Origin of the sequence: Bacillus sp. 3255 (genome assembly GCF_031456485.1) — a bacterium.
Lineage (GTDB): Bacteria > Bacillota > Bacilli > Paenibacillales > NBRC-103111 > Paenibacillus_E.
This window is the reverse complement of record NZ_JAVDUS010000012.1, coordinates 193,485-210,231: the sequence shown is the minus strand read 5'-3', so window position 1 is coordinate 210,231 and position 16,747 is coordinate 193,485. Positions and strand designations below refer to the sequence as shown.

General features: G+C 53.0%; 15 protein-coding genes. 4 read left to right on the top strand and 11 right to left on the bottom strand.

All coding sequences use genetic code 11. The features are described from left to right. Window positions 1-100: 100 nt before the first annotated feature. The 8 genes from J2X61_RS19290 to fucU form a co-directional block, all read right to left on the bottom strand. The gene (locus tag J2X61_RS19290; RefSeq protein WP_310189873.1) at window positions 101-982 is read right to left on the bottom strand and encodes a carbohydrate ABC transporter permease; all 882 of its coding nucleotides are present in this window, start codon (window positions 980-982) and stop codon (window positions 101-103) included. Next, entirely contained in the window at window positions 979-1,890 is a 912-nt protein-coding gene (locus tag J2X61_RS19285; RefSeq protein ID WP_274469512.1) for a carbohydrate ABC transporter permease, read from the bottom strand. The genes J2X61_RS19290 and J2X61_RS19285 overlap by 4 nt, the downstream gene beginning before the upstream one ends. A 65-nt stretch (window positions 1,891-1,955) precedes the next feature. Then, window positions 1,956-3,383, bottom strand: a complete 1,428-nt coding sequence (locus tag J2X61_RS19280; protein WP_310189871.1) for an ABC transporter substrate-binding protein — start codon at window positions 3,381-3,383, stop codon at window positions 1,956-1,958. Window positions 3,384-3,492: 109 nt separating this feature from the next. After that, on the bottom strand, window positions 3,493-4,815 hold the full coding sequence (locus J2X61_RS19275; RefSeq protein WP_274469514.1) for a response regulator transcription factor: 1,323 nt from the start codon (window positions 4,813-4,815) through the stop codon (window positions 3,493-3,495). Between the two features lie 165 nt (window positions 4,816-4,980). Next, a complete protein-coding gene (locus J2X61_RS19270) occupies window positions 4,981-5,640 on the bottom strand; it encodes a class II aldolase/adducin family protein (RefSeq protein ID WP_310189868.1) in 660 nt (219 codons plus the stop codon). Window positions 5,641-5,647: 7 nt separating this feature from the next. After that, entirely contained in the window at window positions 5,648-7,159 is a 1,512-nt protein-coding gene (locus J2X61_RS19265) for a rhamnulokinase (protein ID WP_310189866.1), read from the bottom strand. A gap of 20 nt (window positions 7,160-7,179) precedes the next feature. Next, window positions 7,180-8,970, bottom strand: coding sequence for an L-fucose isomerase (locus tag J2X61_RS19260; protein ID WP_310189864.1), 1,791 nt, complete (start codon window positions 8,968-8,970; stop codon window positions 7,180-7,182). Between the two features lie 84 nt (window positions 8,971-9,054). Next, window positions 9,055-9,480 (bottom strand): L-fucose mutarotase, encoded by a 426-nt coding sequence (fucU, locus tag J2X61_RS19255; protein WP_310189862.1) that lies wholly within the window; start codon window positions 9,478-9,480, stop codon window positions 9,055-9,057. A 159-nt stretch (window positions 9,481-9,639) separates the two neighbouring features. Between fucU and J2X61_RS19250 the strand changes: the two genes are divergently transcribed. Both J2X61_RS19250 and J2X61_RS19245 read left to right on the top strand, forming a co-directional pair. Then, the gene (locus J2X61_RS19250) at window positions 9,640-10,647 is read left to right on the top strand and encodes a LacI family DNA-binding transcriptional regulator (protein ID WP_274469519.1); all 1,008 of its coding nucleotides are present in this window, start codon (window positions 9,640-9,642) and stop codon (window positions 10,645-10,647) included. Between the two features lie 44 nt (window positions 10,648-10,691). Next, on the top strand, window positions 10,692-11,003 hold the full coding sequence (locus J2X61_RS19245; RefSeq protein WP_274469520.1) for a hypothetical protein: 312 nt from the start codon (window positions 10,692-10,694) through the stop codon (window positions 11,001-11,003). Window positions 11,004-11,089: 86 nt separating this feature from the next. Here J2X61_RS19245 and J2X61_RS19240 read toward each other — a convergent pair whose 3' ends face one another. Both J2X61_RS19240 and J2X61_RS19235 read right to left on the bottom strand, forming a co-directional pair. Next, window positions 11,090-11,599 (bottom strand): hypothetical protein, encoded by a 510-nt coding sequence (locus J2X61_RS19240; protein WP_274469521.1) that lies wholly within the window; start codon window positions 11,597-11,599, stop codon window positions 11,090-11,092. A gap of 70 nt (window positions 11,600-11,669) precedes the next feature. Beyond that, window positions 11,670-12,512: an SDR family oxidoreductase gene (locus J2X61_RS19235; RefSeq protein WP_310189860.1), complete on the bottom strand. Its 843-nt coding sequence runs from the start codon at window positions 12,510-12,512 to the stop codon at window positions 11,670-11,672. A 744-nt stretch (window positions 12,513-13,256) separates the two neighbouring features. Between J2X61_RS19235 and J2X61_RS19230 the strand changes: the two genes are divergently transcribed. Next, on the top strand, window positions 13,257-13,664 hold the full coding sequence (locus J2X61_RS19230) for a hypothetical protein (RefSeq protein WP_310189859.1): 408 nt from the start codon (window positions 13,257-13,259) through the stop codon (window positions 13,662-13,664). A gap of 593 nt (window positions 13,665-14,257) precedes the next feature. Further along, window positions 14,258-15,682, top strand: a complete 1,425-nt coding sequence (locus J2X61_RS19225; protein WP_310189858.1) for a discoidin domain-containing protein — start codon at window positions 14,258-14,260, stop codon at window positions 15,680-15,682. A 38-nt stretch (window positions 15,683-15,720) separates the two neighbouring features. Here J2X61_RS19225 and J2X61_RS19220 read toward each other — a convergent pair whose 3' ends face one another. Beyond that, the gene (locus tag J2X61_RS19220) at window positions 15,721-16,707 is read right to left on the bottom strand and encodes an ROK family protein (RefSeq protein WP_310189855.1); all 987 of its coding nucleotides are present in this window, start codon (window positions 16,705-16,707) and stop codon (window positions 15,721-15,723) included. Window positions 16,708-16,747: the final 40 nt, after the last annotated feature.

Below are 16,747 nucleotides of genomic sequence, written 5' to 3'. Positions count from 1 at the left end.
TCAACCGCACGATCTGCTCCCTACTTCGATACTTGGCACACAATCTCCTTTAAGCATAAGAGAACGCCACCAGAACGGAGTTCTGATAAGCGTTCCTCGACTATCCTTTGACGCTGGATACCGAAATGCCCCGGATAATGAACTTTTGAAAAACGAGAAAAAACAGCACAGGCGGCAGCATCGCCATCGTCAGCACAGCAAAGCGCACACTCCACGGAATGACCGAGGTCGAATAGACGACATACAGATAGATGCCTGTGGCGAGCGGGTACATGCTTCTTTCGGTCATCACCAGACTTGGCCAGTAGAAATCGTTCCATGTCGCGGAGAAAGACAGCATGAGCAGCGTCCCGATAATCGGCGTGGACAGCGGTACGGCGATCCGGACGAACGAGGAGAACTCCCCCGCTCCGTCGATTCGCGCCGCTTCCAGAACTTCTTGATGGATGCCGTCGAAGAAGTTCTTAAGCAGCAGCATGAAGTACGCATTCGCTGCAGCCGGCAGCCAGAATGCCCAATACGTATTCAGCATGCCCATACTCTTCAAATTAAGCAGGTTCGGCACCATATAGGCGGCCGGGGGGATGAGCAGCGTCGAGAAGAAGAACAGCGTCACCCACCGTTTGAAAGGCACTTTCAGATGCGACAGCGCGTATGCCGCCAAACCGATCAGAAGCAAGGATACAGCCACATTGCCGACATAGATGAACACCGTATTTTTGAGAAAAGTAAGGAGCGGCAGGTCAAATCCCGTGAAAGCGTCCTTATAATTCGTCCATACCCAGCTCTCCGGAAGAAAGGTCGGGGGGAAAGCGAAAAACTCCTCACGTGTTTTGAGCGAGCCGAAAAATGTATCGAAGAAAGGATACAGCATCGTCAGGGCCATCAGCAGCAGCAGCAGCACCATGAGTGTATAGCCGGTGCGGACGGGGCCTTTTTTCATATCGTACCTGGAAATAATGCCGCGTTCTTGATGCTTCATGCCTTCTCACCTCTGCGCTGGAGCAAATTATACAGGACGGACAGCAGCACCAGGACGAAAAACATCAAACTGCCCATAGCGCTTGCTTTGCCGAAATCAAGATCGCGAAAAGCCGTATGGTTCAGCCACAGCAAATAGGTCAGCGTCGCATTATTCGGTCCGCCGTCGGTCATCGACAGCTGCGCTTGAAAGCCCTGCGATGTCGTGATCACCTGCAGCATCAGCAGCAGCATCATTAACGTGCGAATGCTTGGCAAGGTGATGTAACGAATACGCTGCCAGACGCTAGCTCCATCGATCTCCGCCGCTTCGTATATATCCCTCGGGATACCGACGATCGCAGCAATATAGATGAGCGTCGCTGCGCCGAAGCTCTGCCATGTCTCCATGACAACGATGGAGCCCATCGCCAGCCCAGGGCTGAAAAACTCCAGCTGCGGAAGGCCGATACGCTGCAGGAAGGAGTTGATCGGCCCTACCGCATCGTAAAACCACTGCCACATCCCATAGAGCACGATAGCCGGTATGGCGCTGGGCAAGTAGCCGACGATGCGCGCTCCGCCTTGGAACCGCTTCAGTTCCGTGACAGCGATCGCAATCAGCGGCGGTATCCAGAAACCGATAACAATCCCGAGCCCCATATAGATCAACGTATTTTTGACCGACATAAGCAGCAGCTCATCCTGAAAAATATTCAGGTAATTAGCCAACCCGATAAAATGATTGCCCTCGACAAAATCAATATTGTAAAAGCTGTAGATAATTCCTTTGACAATCGGCACCCACAGGAAAAGAATAAAGATCACGAGCTCCGGGAGTATGAACAGCGTCCCCCACAAATACCAATTGATTTTCTTTCTCGCTGATTTTGCCGCAACTGCGGGCTGTGCGCTCAATTCTGCACTCATCTGCAACACTCCTTATGAAATCGGACCTAAACCGCTGACGGCTTAGATCCGAATCGTTCCGGCCGTTATTCGACTTTGACTTTGTCAAATACTTCGGTTTGCACTTTGTTCGAAGCGTCGGCCAACGTCTTTTTCAAATCGACGTCTTTGGTTGTGAACACTTTCTGGATCACATTGGCCATCTCTGTGTAGTATTTTTGCGCTTCGTACTGCGCTTCCGGTTTGCCGTCCCATAAGGAGATCAATTGCGGATCATATTTGAATACGTTGTCATACTTCGCCAGAAGGTCCGTATACTTCTTGCCGAATTCGGAGGAGTCTTTCCAGTAGTTGATCGGCTGCGGAATGTACACCCGTTTCTTCGTTTTGCGGTCTTCGATTTCTTTCTGCGTTGAGTTCAGGAAATCGTCCGTGAAATATTCGTCGGTAATCCATTTGAAAGCAACCGCCTGCTGATCCTTGTCGCTCTTCGGATTGATCACGCGGTAGTTGCCGCCGAGCACGCCGGTATGCTTGCCGCCTTTGGTCAATGCCGGCATCGGATACACGATCAGATCCTCTTTGGCAATGCCGCCTTCATTAATGGCCGTGTCCGCCGCGTTGCCGCTTCCGCACATGACCATCGCGCCGCGCCCTTGCGAGAACGCGTTCAAAGCATCACCGTAACCGAGAGCCCAGTTTTTGGGAATGAGGTTCTCGTCCTTGAGCTTTTTATAAAATTCAAGCGCTTTCAATCCAGCTTCGGAATTGAATACACTGACGACCTTGCCGCCGTCAAGCTTCTGCACGTCGCCGCCCGCCGCATACAGGAAATTCGTCCAGTTCCACCCTGCCTCCGGCCCCTTGCCCATCGGAATGAAGCCTGCAATCCCTTTGGCCGGATCGTTGATTTTCCTCGCTGCTTCAAGCAGATCGTCCCATGTCCAATCCATCGGAGGCAGCTCTACGCCTTTCTCCTTGAACAGCTTCTTGTTCAGCGTAATCGTCATCACGTAGCCGTCAATCGGCACGCCGTACGTTTTGCCGTTCACGACAAAAGGCTTGGAGAGCAGATCGTTCATATCTTGAGCATGTGCCCAGGCATTCATCGAATCGGTAATGTCAGCTACCCATTTCTTGTCAACCAGCACCTTGCCTTCGGTCGCATACGTCGTATACTCCGTCGGCGCGCTGTTGGAGGCCATCTTAATGCCGATTTCCAGCGGATTGTACTGCCAATCGTCTTTCTTGAACTCGACGTTCGGATTTTTCGCCTTAAAGCGGGCGATTCGCTGATCGAGCTGATCGTTCTTTTCCTTCTGATCCGGCTTGAACCCTTGTGCGGTAATCGTCACTTTTTTCGCTGGAGCCGCTGTAGCGGTCGTTCCTCCGGTTGTTGACGGGCTCGTGCCTGGCGTGCTTGGCGCGCTCGTCGCCGCCGGCTGCGTCCCGCATCCTGCGAGCAGGACCGTCAGCGCAATGACACCGAGTGCGGATGTTTGTTTGGCTTTCATATGTGGTTCCCCTTTCCAATCATGTAATCTTAAGTACTGCTGCAATTACGATTATAAAGGGAGCCCTGCTCTGGAGCGATGTGCCCTGTTACGCTTATCGTGTCGCATATTACGTACCGGATGACTTCAATTCCGAAATATTCATGCCATAATGCTTCTTGAAAATTTTGCTGAAATGCTCCGGCGACTCGTACCCGATCTCTTCGGATATTTCGTACCGGCGCTTGTCGGTCGTCAGGATCAGCTGCTTGCCTTTCTCCATGCGCAGCTGCGTCACATAATCCCAAATATTGATGCCCATCACTCTTTTGAACAAATAGCTCAAATAGTTCGGACTCAAATGCACGCTGTCGGCGATATCCTGAAGCTTCAACCCCTTGTTGCAGTAATGAAGCTCAATGTATGTTTTGGCATGATAAACAATCCGGTTATTGGCCTCGTCGACCTGCGTGTTCGTCATTTGCTGCTGATTCGTCGTCTTGCCGATATCCTCGATATAGAACATGTAATGGTCTTTCTGCTTTTCGCCCCAAGCCAAACTCTCCATGGCTTCATCGTAAATGTGCGGCCACTGTACGATCCCTTCGCGAATACGGGAAATCCCAATCTGGCACTTGACATTGACATACTTCTGCAGATTCGTATGCACCATCTGGGCCATCATCAGCATCTGGTTCATGCCAAGGGTGCCATGCTTCACTTCCTCCGGCATTTGCATCAGCAGGGCGAACGTTGAATTGTGCGTATGAATAACAAAATGGCTCCATGAGCCTGCCGTCTCTGTCATAATGTTGAGAGCAGCGTACTTGAGCAGGTTGCGGTCCTTCAGGGTCGATATGGGCTCGTCGCGAATGCCGCCACGGTCCAGCGACAGCTTGATCAACAGCATGCTGAAATGTGTGCCGGTCAAGCGGCCGCCCAGCCTCTCCCGAATGTCGGGCACCTCGGATTCATGAACGGTGCCGGTAACAATTTCGCTTAAATAATAGTTTAACTGCAGGTCGGTTACGTCTGCGATTGTGCTGCCCGTTTCCCAATTCGAGAAATGCTGCTGCCGCTCATCCTTCTCTTTCAACAGCTTGGATGTGACGGACAGGAGCTGCGGCGGAGTGATCGGCTTGACCAGATATTCCTTCGCTCCGAAACGGATCGCTTTCTGGGCGTATTCAAATTCACCGTGTGCCGATAAAATGACGATGGGGATCGACGGATCCTCCATGAATATATTTTCAATCAACTCAATGCCGTTCATTTGGTCCATTTGGATATCGGTAAACACGAGATCGATCTTCTCCAAATGAATAAAGTCCAACGCCTCAAAACCGTTATACGCGATAAAAACTTCGCCGATATCCAGCTTGGACTGCTTCAAAATCGCAGCCACGCCTTTGCAAATCATCGGTTCGTCATCCACAACCAAAATATTGACCATTTTGCCACCTCTTCATCCTTCACAAGCATCCTCTTCATTGTATGGTACAACGGACGGGTTTCCAATGAGTTTTATTACGATCAACGTGTCGGATATAGCGGGAAAGCCAACAATAAAAAACCGCCCCCATCGCAAGCGATGAGAACGGTTTAATCCCATTCATCTTTATTTCATTTGCTGCAGTAAATTGACGCGGTAGGCTTCGCTTTCCAAGCCTTGAATTTCCTTGTACTCTTCCTCCGTCAGCCTTCTCGGGGTACCGACCGACTTGGCGATCATATAAATTTTCGCGCTTTCCTCCATCACTTCCGTGCGGTAGTAAGCTTCGCGCAAATTTTTGCCGGTGGTCACAAGCCCGTGATTTTTCAGCAAAATAGAGCTGTACCGGTCCGCTTTCTCCGCTACGAGATTGGCCAGCTTGTCGGTCGTCGGCACGACGTACGGCACGAAGGCTACGTCGCCGACCAGCGCCGCTTGGTCCGGGAACAGCATCGGCAGTTCGTCGTCAACGAGCGTCAAAGCGATGCAGTAAGCCGGATGCGTGTGCACGATGGCGGTCATATTCGGATTGACACGGTAGCAGAACAAGTGCATCAGCACCTCGGAGGACGGACGATACGTTGTGTCCAGAATAGTCCCCGAAGGAATATCAACCGGCACCCACTGCTCCGGCTCGATATCCTCAAGCGCGAAGCCGCTCGGCGATAGGAACATCGTATCTTCGAATCTTGCGCTTATATTGCCGCCAGGACCTACGACGAGGCCTTTGGCAACGCTTTTGCGGGCATATTTCGTTAATTCTTCTCGGATGTGCTGCTCAGACATTGCTCTTTCAGCTCCTTACAGAATGGTTGGCAATCACTTGCCGATAGGTATGGTAAGCTTCCTGCCACTGCTCTTCATCCTTGGACGCGTACCGATCAGGCGGGAACGAATCCCTTACGGCTTGGCGGATTTGATCGAGTGACGAGACCTCGCCGTGCGCTTTGACCTGCATCATGATATTGCCGATGGCCGTCGCCTCTACAGGACCGGCGATAACCGGACGCCCCGTCGCATTGGCCGTCAACTGGCAGAGCAGCTGGTTTTGAATGCCGCCGCCGACCATATGAATCGTTTGCAGCTTGCGCTCCAGCAGCTCTTCGATTTCGTCCAGCGTTTGTTTGAATTTCATCGCCAAGCTGTCGACAACACAGCGGATAATTTCCGCTTTCGATTGCGGAACGGATTGCCCCGTCTCCGCGCAATAGCGGCGAATACGTTCCGGCATATTGCCGGGAGCGAGGAATACCGGGTCTTGGGCGTCGACATAGCTGCGCAGCCCCGGCTCCGCCTTGGCGATCTCCTGCATGTCGGCGAAGCTGAGGGAAACGCCCTCCAGCTCCCACTGTCTCCGGCATTCCTGGAGCAGCCACAGGCCCATAATATTTTTGAGCATGCGAATCTTATGCTCGGCCCCGCCTTCGTTCGTAAAGCCGTACTGGAGACTTGCTTCCGTCAGGATCGGCTGATCGAGCTCAACGCCCATCAGCGACCACGTGCCGCAAGAAATGAAGGCGTAGTCCGTCTCCAGAGACGGTATGGAAACGACGGCAGAAGCCGTGTCGTGAGAAGCCGAAGCGACGACGGAGACCGGCCCGATCTGCAGCTCCTTGGTAATCTCGCTGCGCAATTGGCCTTCGATCGTCCCGGGCATCACGATGCTCGTGAAGAGGCTGTCCGGGATGCCGAGCCTGTGCAGCAAGCTTCGATCCCAGTCTCTTGCCGCTGAATCGAGCAGCCCGGTCGTGCTGGCGATCGTGTACTCCGTGGAGCGGACGCCGGACAAGTAGAAACGGAAAAGGTCCGGCATCAGCAGGAGACGCACATCGTCCGGGAGGTCCAGCCCCTGCTCGCTTCTCTCGGCGTACAGCTGAAAAATCGTATTAAAGGATAAGGGCTGAATACCTGATCGGCTGTATAGATCTTGCTGGGAAGTCTGCTCAAGCAAAGCTTCCATCGCTTGGGCATTGCGGGCTTCCCGATAGTGATACGGGTTGCCGAGCAATCTTCCCTTGCCGTCAACGAAGCCGTAATCCACACCCCACGTATCCACGGCAATGGATGCGGGGCTGCCTGTTTCATGCTGTTTGAAGGCGTGAATGCCTTTTTTGAGCTCATGAAAAAGTCTTAGAAAATCCCAATACAATCTGCCGCTCAGTTCAACCGGATCATTGGCGAAGCGATGAATCTCTTCGACTGTCAGCTTGGAGCCGTTCCAACGTCCCAGAATCGTTCTGCCGCTGCTAGCCCCGAAGTCGACGGCCAACATGCCCAGCGAATTCGTGCTCATGTTCGTGCTCACCGGCGCCACCTCAATTCGTGTTACTTATATAATGGACCGAAGGAAGCGCAAGCTCTGAAATCCGCGCCTTCCGGATCGGACGTGCCGAAATTGCTCCATACGCGAGGACGGAAGATGTGTTCTTTGGCCACGTTGTGCATGGATACCGGGATTCGAAGTATCGCCGCCAGCGTGATCAAATCGGCGCCGATATGGCCATAGCTGATCGAGCCGTGATTAGAGCCCCAATTATCCATAACGGAATATACATCCGTGAACGAGCCCTCGCCTGTCAGAATCGGAGCGAACCATGTTGTCGGCCAAGTGGAATCCGTACGGTCGTCCAACGTCTTATGAACATCCTCAGGCAAATCTACCGAGTAGCCCTCTGCCAGCTGCAGCACGGGACCCAAACCTCTCACAAGATTGATCCGGGACATCGTAACCGGCATGCCGCCTTTCGTCAGGAAATCCGAAGAGTAGCCGCCTCCGCGGAAGTATTCAACGGAAGCCGGACGCCAGGATGTCGCTTTCAAGCATTTGTCCACTTCCTCGTCCGCAATCTCCCAGTAAGGCTTCATAGCCGGCTTGCCGTCACGCGACTGCTCGCCTGTTCCGTCCAGCGCCGCAGGACCGGAGTTGATCAAATGCAGGATACCGTCTTTGGCAGCGCCGCTTAAGGTGTGACCGGTTACCCGTTTCACTGCATCCGGGCTCCAGTATGTTCTTACGTCGGCGAAAATTTGCGCCGTATTCGTCAACAGATTGCCGAACAGCATCGCAACCCCGTTCAAGCTGTCGTTCTCCGTAGCGACCAAATAAGGCGCGCGCTTCCCGTTCCAGTCGAAGGACGTGTTCAGGATCGCCTCCATGAAATCTCCGTTCGGGAAATGATCCGTCCAATGCCGCTGTCCTTGGAAGCCGGACAGAATAGCATTGTGGCCCAGCGCCTCTTCGCCGAATTCGAGATCGGCCAGACGCGGGTTGCCTACCATAAGATCTCGAACGATCAAGGACATCTTCACGACCGTTTCCCAGTCCTGATCTTTTTTCTCGCGCGACGTTTGGATCTCGGCCGGGTTCTTGTCCGGACCTTCCGCACAATTTTCTTTCACCCAGTTCAAGGCCAATTGGTACTCTTCCGGATCGAAAATTTCCTCATCGATTCGGCGGACCAATTCCGACATGTCCACATATTCGTTGCGCATGCCGAGGTAGTTCTGGAACAGCTCCTCGTTGACGATCGAACCGGCGATGCCCATGGACACGGAGCCGATTGCGAGGTACGATTTGCCTTTCATATAAGCGGCTGCGAGGCCGGCTTTGGCGAAGCGGATCAGCTTCTCTTGAACATCCTGCGGAATGTCCGTCGTTCCGGCATCCTGCACGTCCTTCCCATAAATGCCGAACGCCGGAATTCCTTTCTGCGCATGACCGGATAGAACCGCTGCCAAGTAGACGGCGCCCGGACGCTCTGTGCCGTTAAAGCCCCAGATCGCTTTCGGTGTCGACGGATCCATATCCATCGTTTCCGTTCCGTAGCACCAGCAAGGGGTAACGGTAATGGATACGCCTACGCCCGCTTTGGCGAATTTGCTGGCTGCCGCCGCAGCTTCCGCTACGCCGCCGATGCATGTATCTGCGATGATGCATTCGACGGGCTGGCCGTTCGGATATTTCAACGTCTCGCTGAGCAAAGCGGCCACGGCTTTCGCCATGTTCATCGTCTGCTCTTCGAGCGATTCGCGAACACCTTTTCTTCTACCGTCGATCGTTGGCCGGATGCCAATCTTCGGGAATTCCTGATTCCATCTGTGCGTGCTGTTTGCCATCGTATGTTCCTCCTAAGTTTTGAGTAACTGCATGGATATGCTGACACTTTATTGACACGATTAGAGAGTTACCGATAATTCAAACTATGTGGAAATAACGCCTTTTTTCAAAATAACATTGGCGTATAACGCCTTCTCGCTCGTTGCCACGATGGCGTAAGCTTGCTTCGCTCTTTCATAAAAAGCAAAGCGGTCTATATGCTCAATCGCTGGTGTCGAGTGCTTGCGAATCAGATCCGTATAAGTGTCCCAAATCGGCGTTTCCACCTTGTCACCCGGTACAACCGCCATCAAAGCGACCGGATGTTCACTGTACGTATCTAGCGGGAACAGCGATAAAACCGCTTCCAATAATTCCGGTACACCATGGCCGTCGCAGCGAAGCAGGCGATTCGTGTGACTGGCGGCCGGGAAGTTGCCGTCCGCCAGAACGATTTCATCGCCATGGCCCATCTCCATCAGCACCTTCAACAGCTCAGGCGACAGAATGGAGGGTATCCCTTTCAGCATATTCATAACCTCCTCAAATCATGTGTGTTATCGATAACTCAAAATTAACAACTTTAAGCCTTGCTGTCAATCTTTAATTTCTATACAATAGACGAATAGCAAGAGACAAGGATAAACGACATCGTCGTCCTTCCGATCAATCGAAAAAGGTGACGTTACTTGATTACAATTTATGATATCGCAGAGAAAGCCGGCGTTTCGGCTATGACCGTTTCGCGGGTTATCAATAACACGGGGAGGATCAGCGAAGCGACTCGCAAGCGCGTGCGCAAAGTCATGGAAGAGCTCCATTACATCCCGAACTCCATGGCGCGGAGCCTCGTCCTCCAGAAGACCAAAATATTGTCGCTGCTCATTACGGATATTACGAATCCGTTCTATACAACACTTGCCCGCGGGGCCGAAGATACGGCGCTGCGGGCCGGATACCGGCTGCTCTTCGCCAACAGCGACGAGGACTATGCGAAGGAGAAAGACTATGTCGATATGATGCTGTCGACGCGGGTGGACGGCGTGCTGTTCGCGCCGACCGGGGATCATTCCCTGGAGAACTTGCTCCAGCTGCGGAAGCATAACATCCCTTTCGTCGTGCTGGACCGCGAAATTCCCGGCATCGATGCGGATGTCGTGCTCGGAGACAGCAAAGAGGGCGCACGCAAGCTCGTTGAGCATTTGATCGGCCTGGGGCACCGCCGCATCGCGATGATCAACGGGTCGCCGGATGTATCTACGGCCCGCCTGCGCTATACCGGTTATCGCGAAGCGCATCTGCTGAACGGGTTAACCGTCGAAGACTCGCTTGTGGTCCATATGAATTACCGGGATTTCCATGACGAATCCGCCTTGGACGCCCTGATCCATCACGAGGATCCGCCTACCGCAATATTCGCAGCCAACAATATGCTGGCTGTCGGCGTCATCCAAGCGCTGCGCAAGCGCGGCATGCAGGTTCCCCGCGACGTGTCGGTCGTCTGCTTCGACGACTTCGGACACGCCGAGGCGATCAACCCGTTCTTGACGGCTGCGGCGCAGCCCGCCTACCAGTTCGGCGCGCTGGGCATGCAGCTGCTGATCGAACGCATCGAGGGCGATGCGGCTCTAGAGAATCGCAAAATGATTCTTCCTTCCGAGCTGCTCATCCGATCATCCACGCAAGCTGTTCAATAGACGGCTCTGCGTCACTGCGAACATGAAAGGTGAAAGGAGTTCCTATGAACCCTCCAGTTAAGCAAGCGCTGCAAACGACCATCGACAACTGGAACGCAATGACCGCTTCCCACGGCGATGAGCAGGAAGCCGTAGCGGACCAGTTCCAGTCCTCTTTCTACGCATTCATCGAAGTTTTCCGAGACTGGGTTCTCTCGCTCTTGCCGCGTCCCCATACGGTGAGCGAACTGTTCGATTTGGATATGGTTCAAGACATCCTGGACGTCCTGCCCGCTCCCCTGCACCTCAATTTCGAGACGGAAGCCGAGCTGATCCTGGACAATTTGCTGAGAGTCGATGAGGACAAATACGATTAAGCTCCGCATAAACCTTAATGAACGGGATCATTTCCCATAAAGAAAAAACTGTCCCCGAAGATCAGCAATGACCTTCAGGGACAGCCCTATACGTTTTTATCTACGAAAGAAACGTGATTCTGCTCGGCGAACTTCTTCAATCTAGCCGCCATTGCCGCAACATCGAATCGGTTCAGCGTTCGATTATATACCCAACGAGGCGACTTCCCTTTCAGATGGATCACAACTTGACCCGGAGCGTACTCAATCTCGTTAATATTGTCCGCATTAAGAATTAACTCGCGGGCAAACCCCCGCTTCGACAGACTCGACTTGCTTACCTTCAGATATGGCCTGCGAACAAAATAGACGAATACCCCCACAACCAAGTAAGCCAAAGTCGTATACCAGTACATGGCATCTCCGCTCGTTTTAGTCAATGTTAGCAATAAAAAAACGGAAACCAGGACGAAAAACAACGCTAATATAATACTTCTCCCCTTGAATACCTCACTGCGATCCGGATCTGTGGAGATCGGGGCGATCCCTCTCTTCGTTCTGTCCTTGTTTAATTTCTTCGTGTTCTTGCTGACCATTCGTTCCCACTTGCGTGACATGCTGTTCACTCCTTGAATTCTGCTTTTCTGCTTTTCTGCTATTCTGCTTCTCCTCAACTTGCCGGTCCGTTCATTTCAACATTCGATGCACTAGCCCTTCATACCACTTCCATGGCAAAAGGCTTCGCGCCCACAGCCCCATCCGGACACCGCGTCCAAGCGGATACCGCAGCTTCGGGCGGGGGTTGTCCACAAGGTGCGCAATGTGATCGGCAACCTCCTGCGGATCCGGAGCGGTCATAGACGCTTTGCGCGAATATGCCAGCATGCGGCTTAGCCGCTGCGCGTAAGGCGAGTTCTCCGGCGTGTGAACGGACTCGAAGCCTTTGCGCCATATATCCGTCCGGTAAGCGCCAGGCTCCACAAGGACCACACGCACGCCGAACGGCATCATCTCCAAGCGCAGCGACTCGCTAAAGCCTTCGATCGCGAACTTGGACGTGCTGTAAGGCGCATATCCCGGAAAAGCGGAAAGTCCGCTAACACTGCTTACGTTCACGATGCAGCCTGACCGCTGAGCCCGCATATGCGGCAAAACCGCTTTGGTCATCGCGATCACGCCGAAGACATTCGTCTCCAGCTGAGCTCTCCACGCTTCCATCGGGACGTCTTCCACGTAGCCGCCGAGCGCGAAGCCCGCATTATTCACGAGGACATCGATCCGTCCGTGATCTCGCATGACGGCCTCTACAGCTTGTTCAATCGAAGGACTCACCGTTACATCTACGACCATCGTATCGATATAATCTCTAACCCCGGCACGCTGGGCCTGATGCAGCAAAGCCTCGCTTTTGCCCAAGTCGCGCATCGTTGCCATGACGCGGTACCCTTTCTGAGCCAGCGCGACGGATGTGATTAACCCGAACCCGCTGGATGCGCCGGTTACCAGAGCGACTTCGCGTGTAGAACGCATTTGCGCTGCCCCCTTCTTATTGAGTGCTACTAATGAGCACTACCGATGAGCACTACCTCCCATAATCCCATACAAACCGCATATTGTCGATGTAAAAGTTGTGAAACATAATCATCCTTCTTCAGGCATGCCCATATGGTTGAGGTTTTAATCACTTGTGAATGCCGCAGACGATCGGGCGGTAAATTCGGGTGGTTTGCGGGTGGTTTGCGGGTGGTTTGCGGGTGGTTTGCGGGTGGTTTGCGGGTGGTTTGCCCGCTAGCCGGCTCTGCCGCCGGCAGCCCGGCCGCTCTAACGGACACAGCGGCCGTTATCCGGCGTTATCGGGCTGTTCCGCGAAGGCTAACGGACACAGGTGCCGCTATTTGTGCAAATTCGGCATGAAATCGCCGAAAACCGTTAAATAGCGGCCGCTGTGTCCGTTAGCCCCGGAACAGGACCGATTTCCGCCGATTAGCGGCTGCTGAGTCCGTTAGAAGCCTGTTCAGCCGTTCGGCGACATTTTGTGGATGAAATACCTTACTTACTGTATTGCGGAAACATAAAGTTTTTGTAATCAGGCATAAACTGACCGTACATCTGCATAGGATATAGAGTTGGTGATTATTGAAAGCTTCATGAAACCTTTACAGAAAATCATGCAGGCACAGGAAGGGAAGTTGATTTCTTATACTTACACTGGAGAACATTTATCGTATTGAAGCAAGCTGCACGAATCCGCAAGACGCTATTATTATACGGTTGTTGGCGGAAGGTATCGAAGCGCATGAAATGGTTTATTTGAAGAAGAGCTCATTGGATCGCATGAACCTTCTGCTTACCGTTACAGATGCCGTGGGGGCCAAAAGGCATGTTCGCATCAGCCGGAAATGCGCTGAACTGTATCAACTGGCTTTGGAACAAACCCGCTATATCGTTGACGAAGGTTGCCCATCCAAGCCATCAATTCGGGATCTGCGGGCCAGCGATGATTTGATCAAAGTGAGCATGCACGATTTTATCGGCAATCGCTGCCTCATTACCCAGATGGATTGCGTAATTTTACGAACCATATATATGCGTCTTAGGCGGCTGGCGGAAAAGTTCGCCGCACCGGAACTTACATATATGACGGCAATGACCTATCGTTCAGAGCAGTTCGCGCATGCGTAAGATCAAGTGACTCATGTCACTGAAGCGGCCTGCCTGAGGGGCAGCTTTTGCAGGCAGGGTGCTTGCTGAGTCAGGGACCAGGTCCTGCAGGCAATGGCCAACTCCCCCTGGATGAAAGTCAGCTCCAACTGGTAAGGTTCAGCGCTTGTCGGATGCCGAAGTCCCACTCCCCCTGCACTCCGATAAATGGAAAAACTCCCGTTATTCAGAGCTGTAAATGGCTACTGGAACGAATAACGGGAATTTCTCCTGTTAAAATAGCTATCGAAGATGGAATACAGCGCTTTGTCATGAATCTAACAGGAGTTTTTCCAGCTGTTACGCCTGCAGCGGTATCTTTGCGCTAAATTAACAGGAGAAATTCCAGTTACGCTTGCTGCTAGCCAGTTTGCCCGACCCATTCCGTCCCTTGCTCAACCTGATTTACATTTCCATCCATCACCCCGGCATAAACGGAAATACACGCACCCACCGGCAGCCCTATAAACGTTCTATTTTTAACCTTTTCGTTCGAAAATGTTTGATAACAACCTCGCATTATGCTATTGTCATAATTGTAAGCGATTTCAATCGATGAAAGGTGGATTCATGTAATGACTCATTACGTTAAGCAGTCAACCAACCGTCCGAACGCTTCAAAAAACAGGTTCCCACATCTGCTTGCCCTCACCGCATTAGCAGCTGCCTTCGTGCTGCCAGCCCCAGCCGGAGCGGCAACCGTGAACTGCAGTACCGCTGCCTGCCTGACAACCGCTTTGGCTAATGCCTCTCCTGGAGACCACATCGTCCTTGCAGCGGGCACATACACGGGCAATTTCGTCTCTGGCACCAATGGCACCTCAGCGAACCCGATCATCATCGAAAGCGCCAGCGCTACGAATAAAGCCATATTGAACGGCGGCGGAACCTCCAGCGGTTATACGCTGTATTTGACCGGCGATTACACCCAAGTCAAAAATTTAAAAATTACGAATGCAAAGAAAGGCATTATGATTGACAACTCCAACAACGGCCTAATAGACGGGGTTGAAGTGTATAATATCGGAGAAGAAGGCGTGCATTATCGCGACGGGAGCTCCAACAACGTCATCCAAAATTCCACTGTTTACGATACGGGGAAAGTAACGGCTGATTATGGCGAAGGCGTCTACGTCGGCTCCGACGTCGGCAAGTGGGGCACTTATGTCAAGGAAGCCAACAACAACCGAATAACGAACGTGACGATCGGTCCGAACGTGACGGCTGAATCCGTGGACATTAAGGAAGGAACGACTGGAACGATTGTGGAAAACAGTACCTTCAACGGCACCGGCATCTCCGGCGCCAATGCGGCGGACAGCTTCATGGACGTCAAGGGGAACAATTCCATCATCCGCAATAACACGGCGTTCCGCAACAGTAATTCCATAATCGTCGATGCGTTTCAGGTTCATGAACGTTCCCCGGGGTGGGGATATAACAATGATTTCTACAACAATACCGTCAACTTGGACACCGCTGCCCCCTATGTCGTGCTTGTCAACGGCGGTTCTGCCACCGCTTGCAACAATACGCGCACACCGGCAGGCAACATGTACACCTCAGGCGTAACGACGTATACATCCTGCTCTGACGGGACGCCAACCCCTAATATTTTGTCCGTGTCTGCCGTTAGCGATAGCGGGAATGACGGGAATGTAGCATCTAATACGCTGGATAACAACTTAAGCACCCGCTGGTCATCTCAAGGTGACGGCCAATGGATCAAGTACGATCTCGGCACAAGCAAAACCGTCAAATATGCGTCGATCGCTTTCCATCAAGGCGATGTACGTACAACGACTTTCGATGTGCAGATTTCCACGGACAACACGAACTGGACGACAGTATTGGCGAGCAAAGTCAGTGCCTTGACCTTATCACAAGTGGACTACGACTTTGCGGATATGAGTGCTAGGTACGTCCGTGTCGTCGGCCATGGCAATTCTTCCGGCAACGGCTGGAATTCGATCACCGAAGTGGACATTTACGGTAATTAACGAGAGAGGCCGGCTCCTTGGCATACGGAGCCGGCCTTCTATGCATGTGTACCCATGTCATACTCCCAGACCTGCAAGGCTGCGCCGATCATGCCGCCCCAATTTCCACGGTAGGCCTTCTCAATACGCACCCCCTCGCGCATCGAAGGCATCGTCCTAGACATCGTTTCTCGCCGAATCCCTTCGAGAAAAAGCTCGCTCGCATCCGCCACACCGCCACCAACAACAATTAAATGGGGATTAAAAATGTGGATCAGCGAGGCCAACCCTGCGCCGACGGCCGACATCGACTCCTGCATCACTTCGGCTGCAAGGGGGTCTCCTAACCGCCAGCGCGAGAACACTTCTCGCGAATCTACCGGCACCTGCCCCATCCCCGCTTTCTCCAACCGTACGGCCATTCTTCGCGCAATATTCGTGCCTGAGGCATATTGCTCCAAGCACCCTTGGCCTCCGCACAAGCAAGGCTCCCCCTTCCAATCCACGGACAGGTGGCCGAGCTCTCCCCCCGCTCCCCAGACACCGTGAACAAGCTGCCCATTCACAACAACCGCTCCACCAACACCTGTCCCCAGCGCCACGCAAAGGAAATGGTCCATTCCTTTGCCAGCGCCGAGATATTTCTCTGTTAGCGCCAAGACGTTCACGTCATTGTCAACATATACCGGCATAGCGAATTGAGATTGCAGCAGCTGCTTCAGCGGCGTCCCGGCATACCCCGGAAGCAGCTCGGATGCGGACCGGACACTACCGCTCGCCCAATCAATCTGCCCGGCGCTCCCTACGCCGATCCCCTTGAAGCGCAGTCCCGGTCTGGCTGAACCGGCTTCCTGGAGAAGCTTTCGCAACGTCAGCGTCACACGCTCCGAAGTGTCCGCCACTCCCGCAAGTGTCGCCATACTGACGGCAAGCTCTACTTCGCCGCTCGAATGAACGATGCCGGCATTGATTTTCGTGCCCCCGATGTCAATCCCGATGGCGTAGTCGGACATAGGGTCCAACGCAGCCGAAACCTTAACTTCCATGCTTCCCTTCACACCTCCACCTGTTCTCCCCTCAATTCCG

Coding starts and splice junctions, on each gene's coding strand:
- J2X61_RS19290 (WP_310189873.1), bottom strand. CDS start 982: ATGAAGCATCAAGAACGCGGCATTATTTCCAGGTACGATATGAAAAAA.
- J2X61_RS19285 (WP_274469512.1), bottom strand. CDS start 1,890: ATGAGTGCAGAATTGAGCGCACAGCCCGCAGTTGCGGCAAAATCAGCG.
- J2X61_RS19280 (WP_310189871.1), bottom strand. CDS start 3,383: ATGAAAGCCAAACAAACATCCGCACTCGGTGTCATTGCGCTGACGGTC.
- J2X61_RS19275 (WP_274469514.1), bottom strand. CDS start 4,815: ATGGTCAATATTTTGGTTGTGGATGACGAACCGATGATTTGCAAAGGC.
- J2X61_RS19270 (WP_310189868.1), bottom strand. CDS start 5,640: ATGTCTGAGCAGCACATCCGAGAAGAATTAACGAAATATGCCCGCAAA.
- J2X61_RS19260 (WP_310189864.1), bottom strand. CDS start 8,970: ATGGCAAACAGCACGCACAGATGGAATCAGGAATTCCCGAAGATTGGC.
- fucU (WP_310189862.1), bottom strand. CDS start 9,480: ATGCTGAAAGGGATACCCTCCATTCTGTCGCCTGAGCTGTTGAAGGTG.
- J2X61_RS19245 (WP_274469520.1), top strand. CDS start 10,692: ATGAACCCTCCAGTTAAGCAAGCGCTGCAAACGACCATCGACAACTGG.
- J2X61_RS19240 (WP_274469521.1), bottom strand. CDS start 11,599: ATGTCACGCAAGTGGGAACGAATGGTCAGCAAGAACACGAAGAAATTA.
- J2X61_RS19235 (WP_310189860.1), bottom strand. CDS start 12,512: ATGCGTTCTACACGCGAAGTCGCTCTGGTAACCGGCGCATCCAGCGGG.
- J2X61_RS19225 (WP_310189858.1), top strand. CDS start 14,258: ATGACTCATTACGTTAAGCAGTCAACCAACCGTCCGAACGCTTCAAAA.
- J2X61_RS19220 (WP_310189855.1), bottom strand. CDS start 16,707: ATGGAAGTTAAGGTTTCGGCTGCGTTGGACCCTATGTCCGACTACGCC.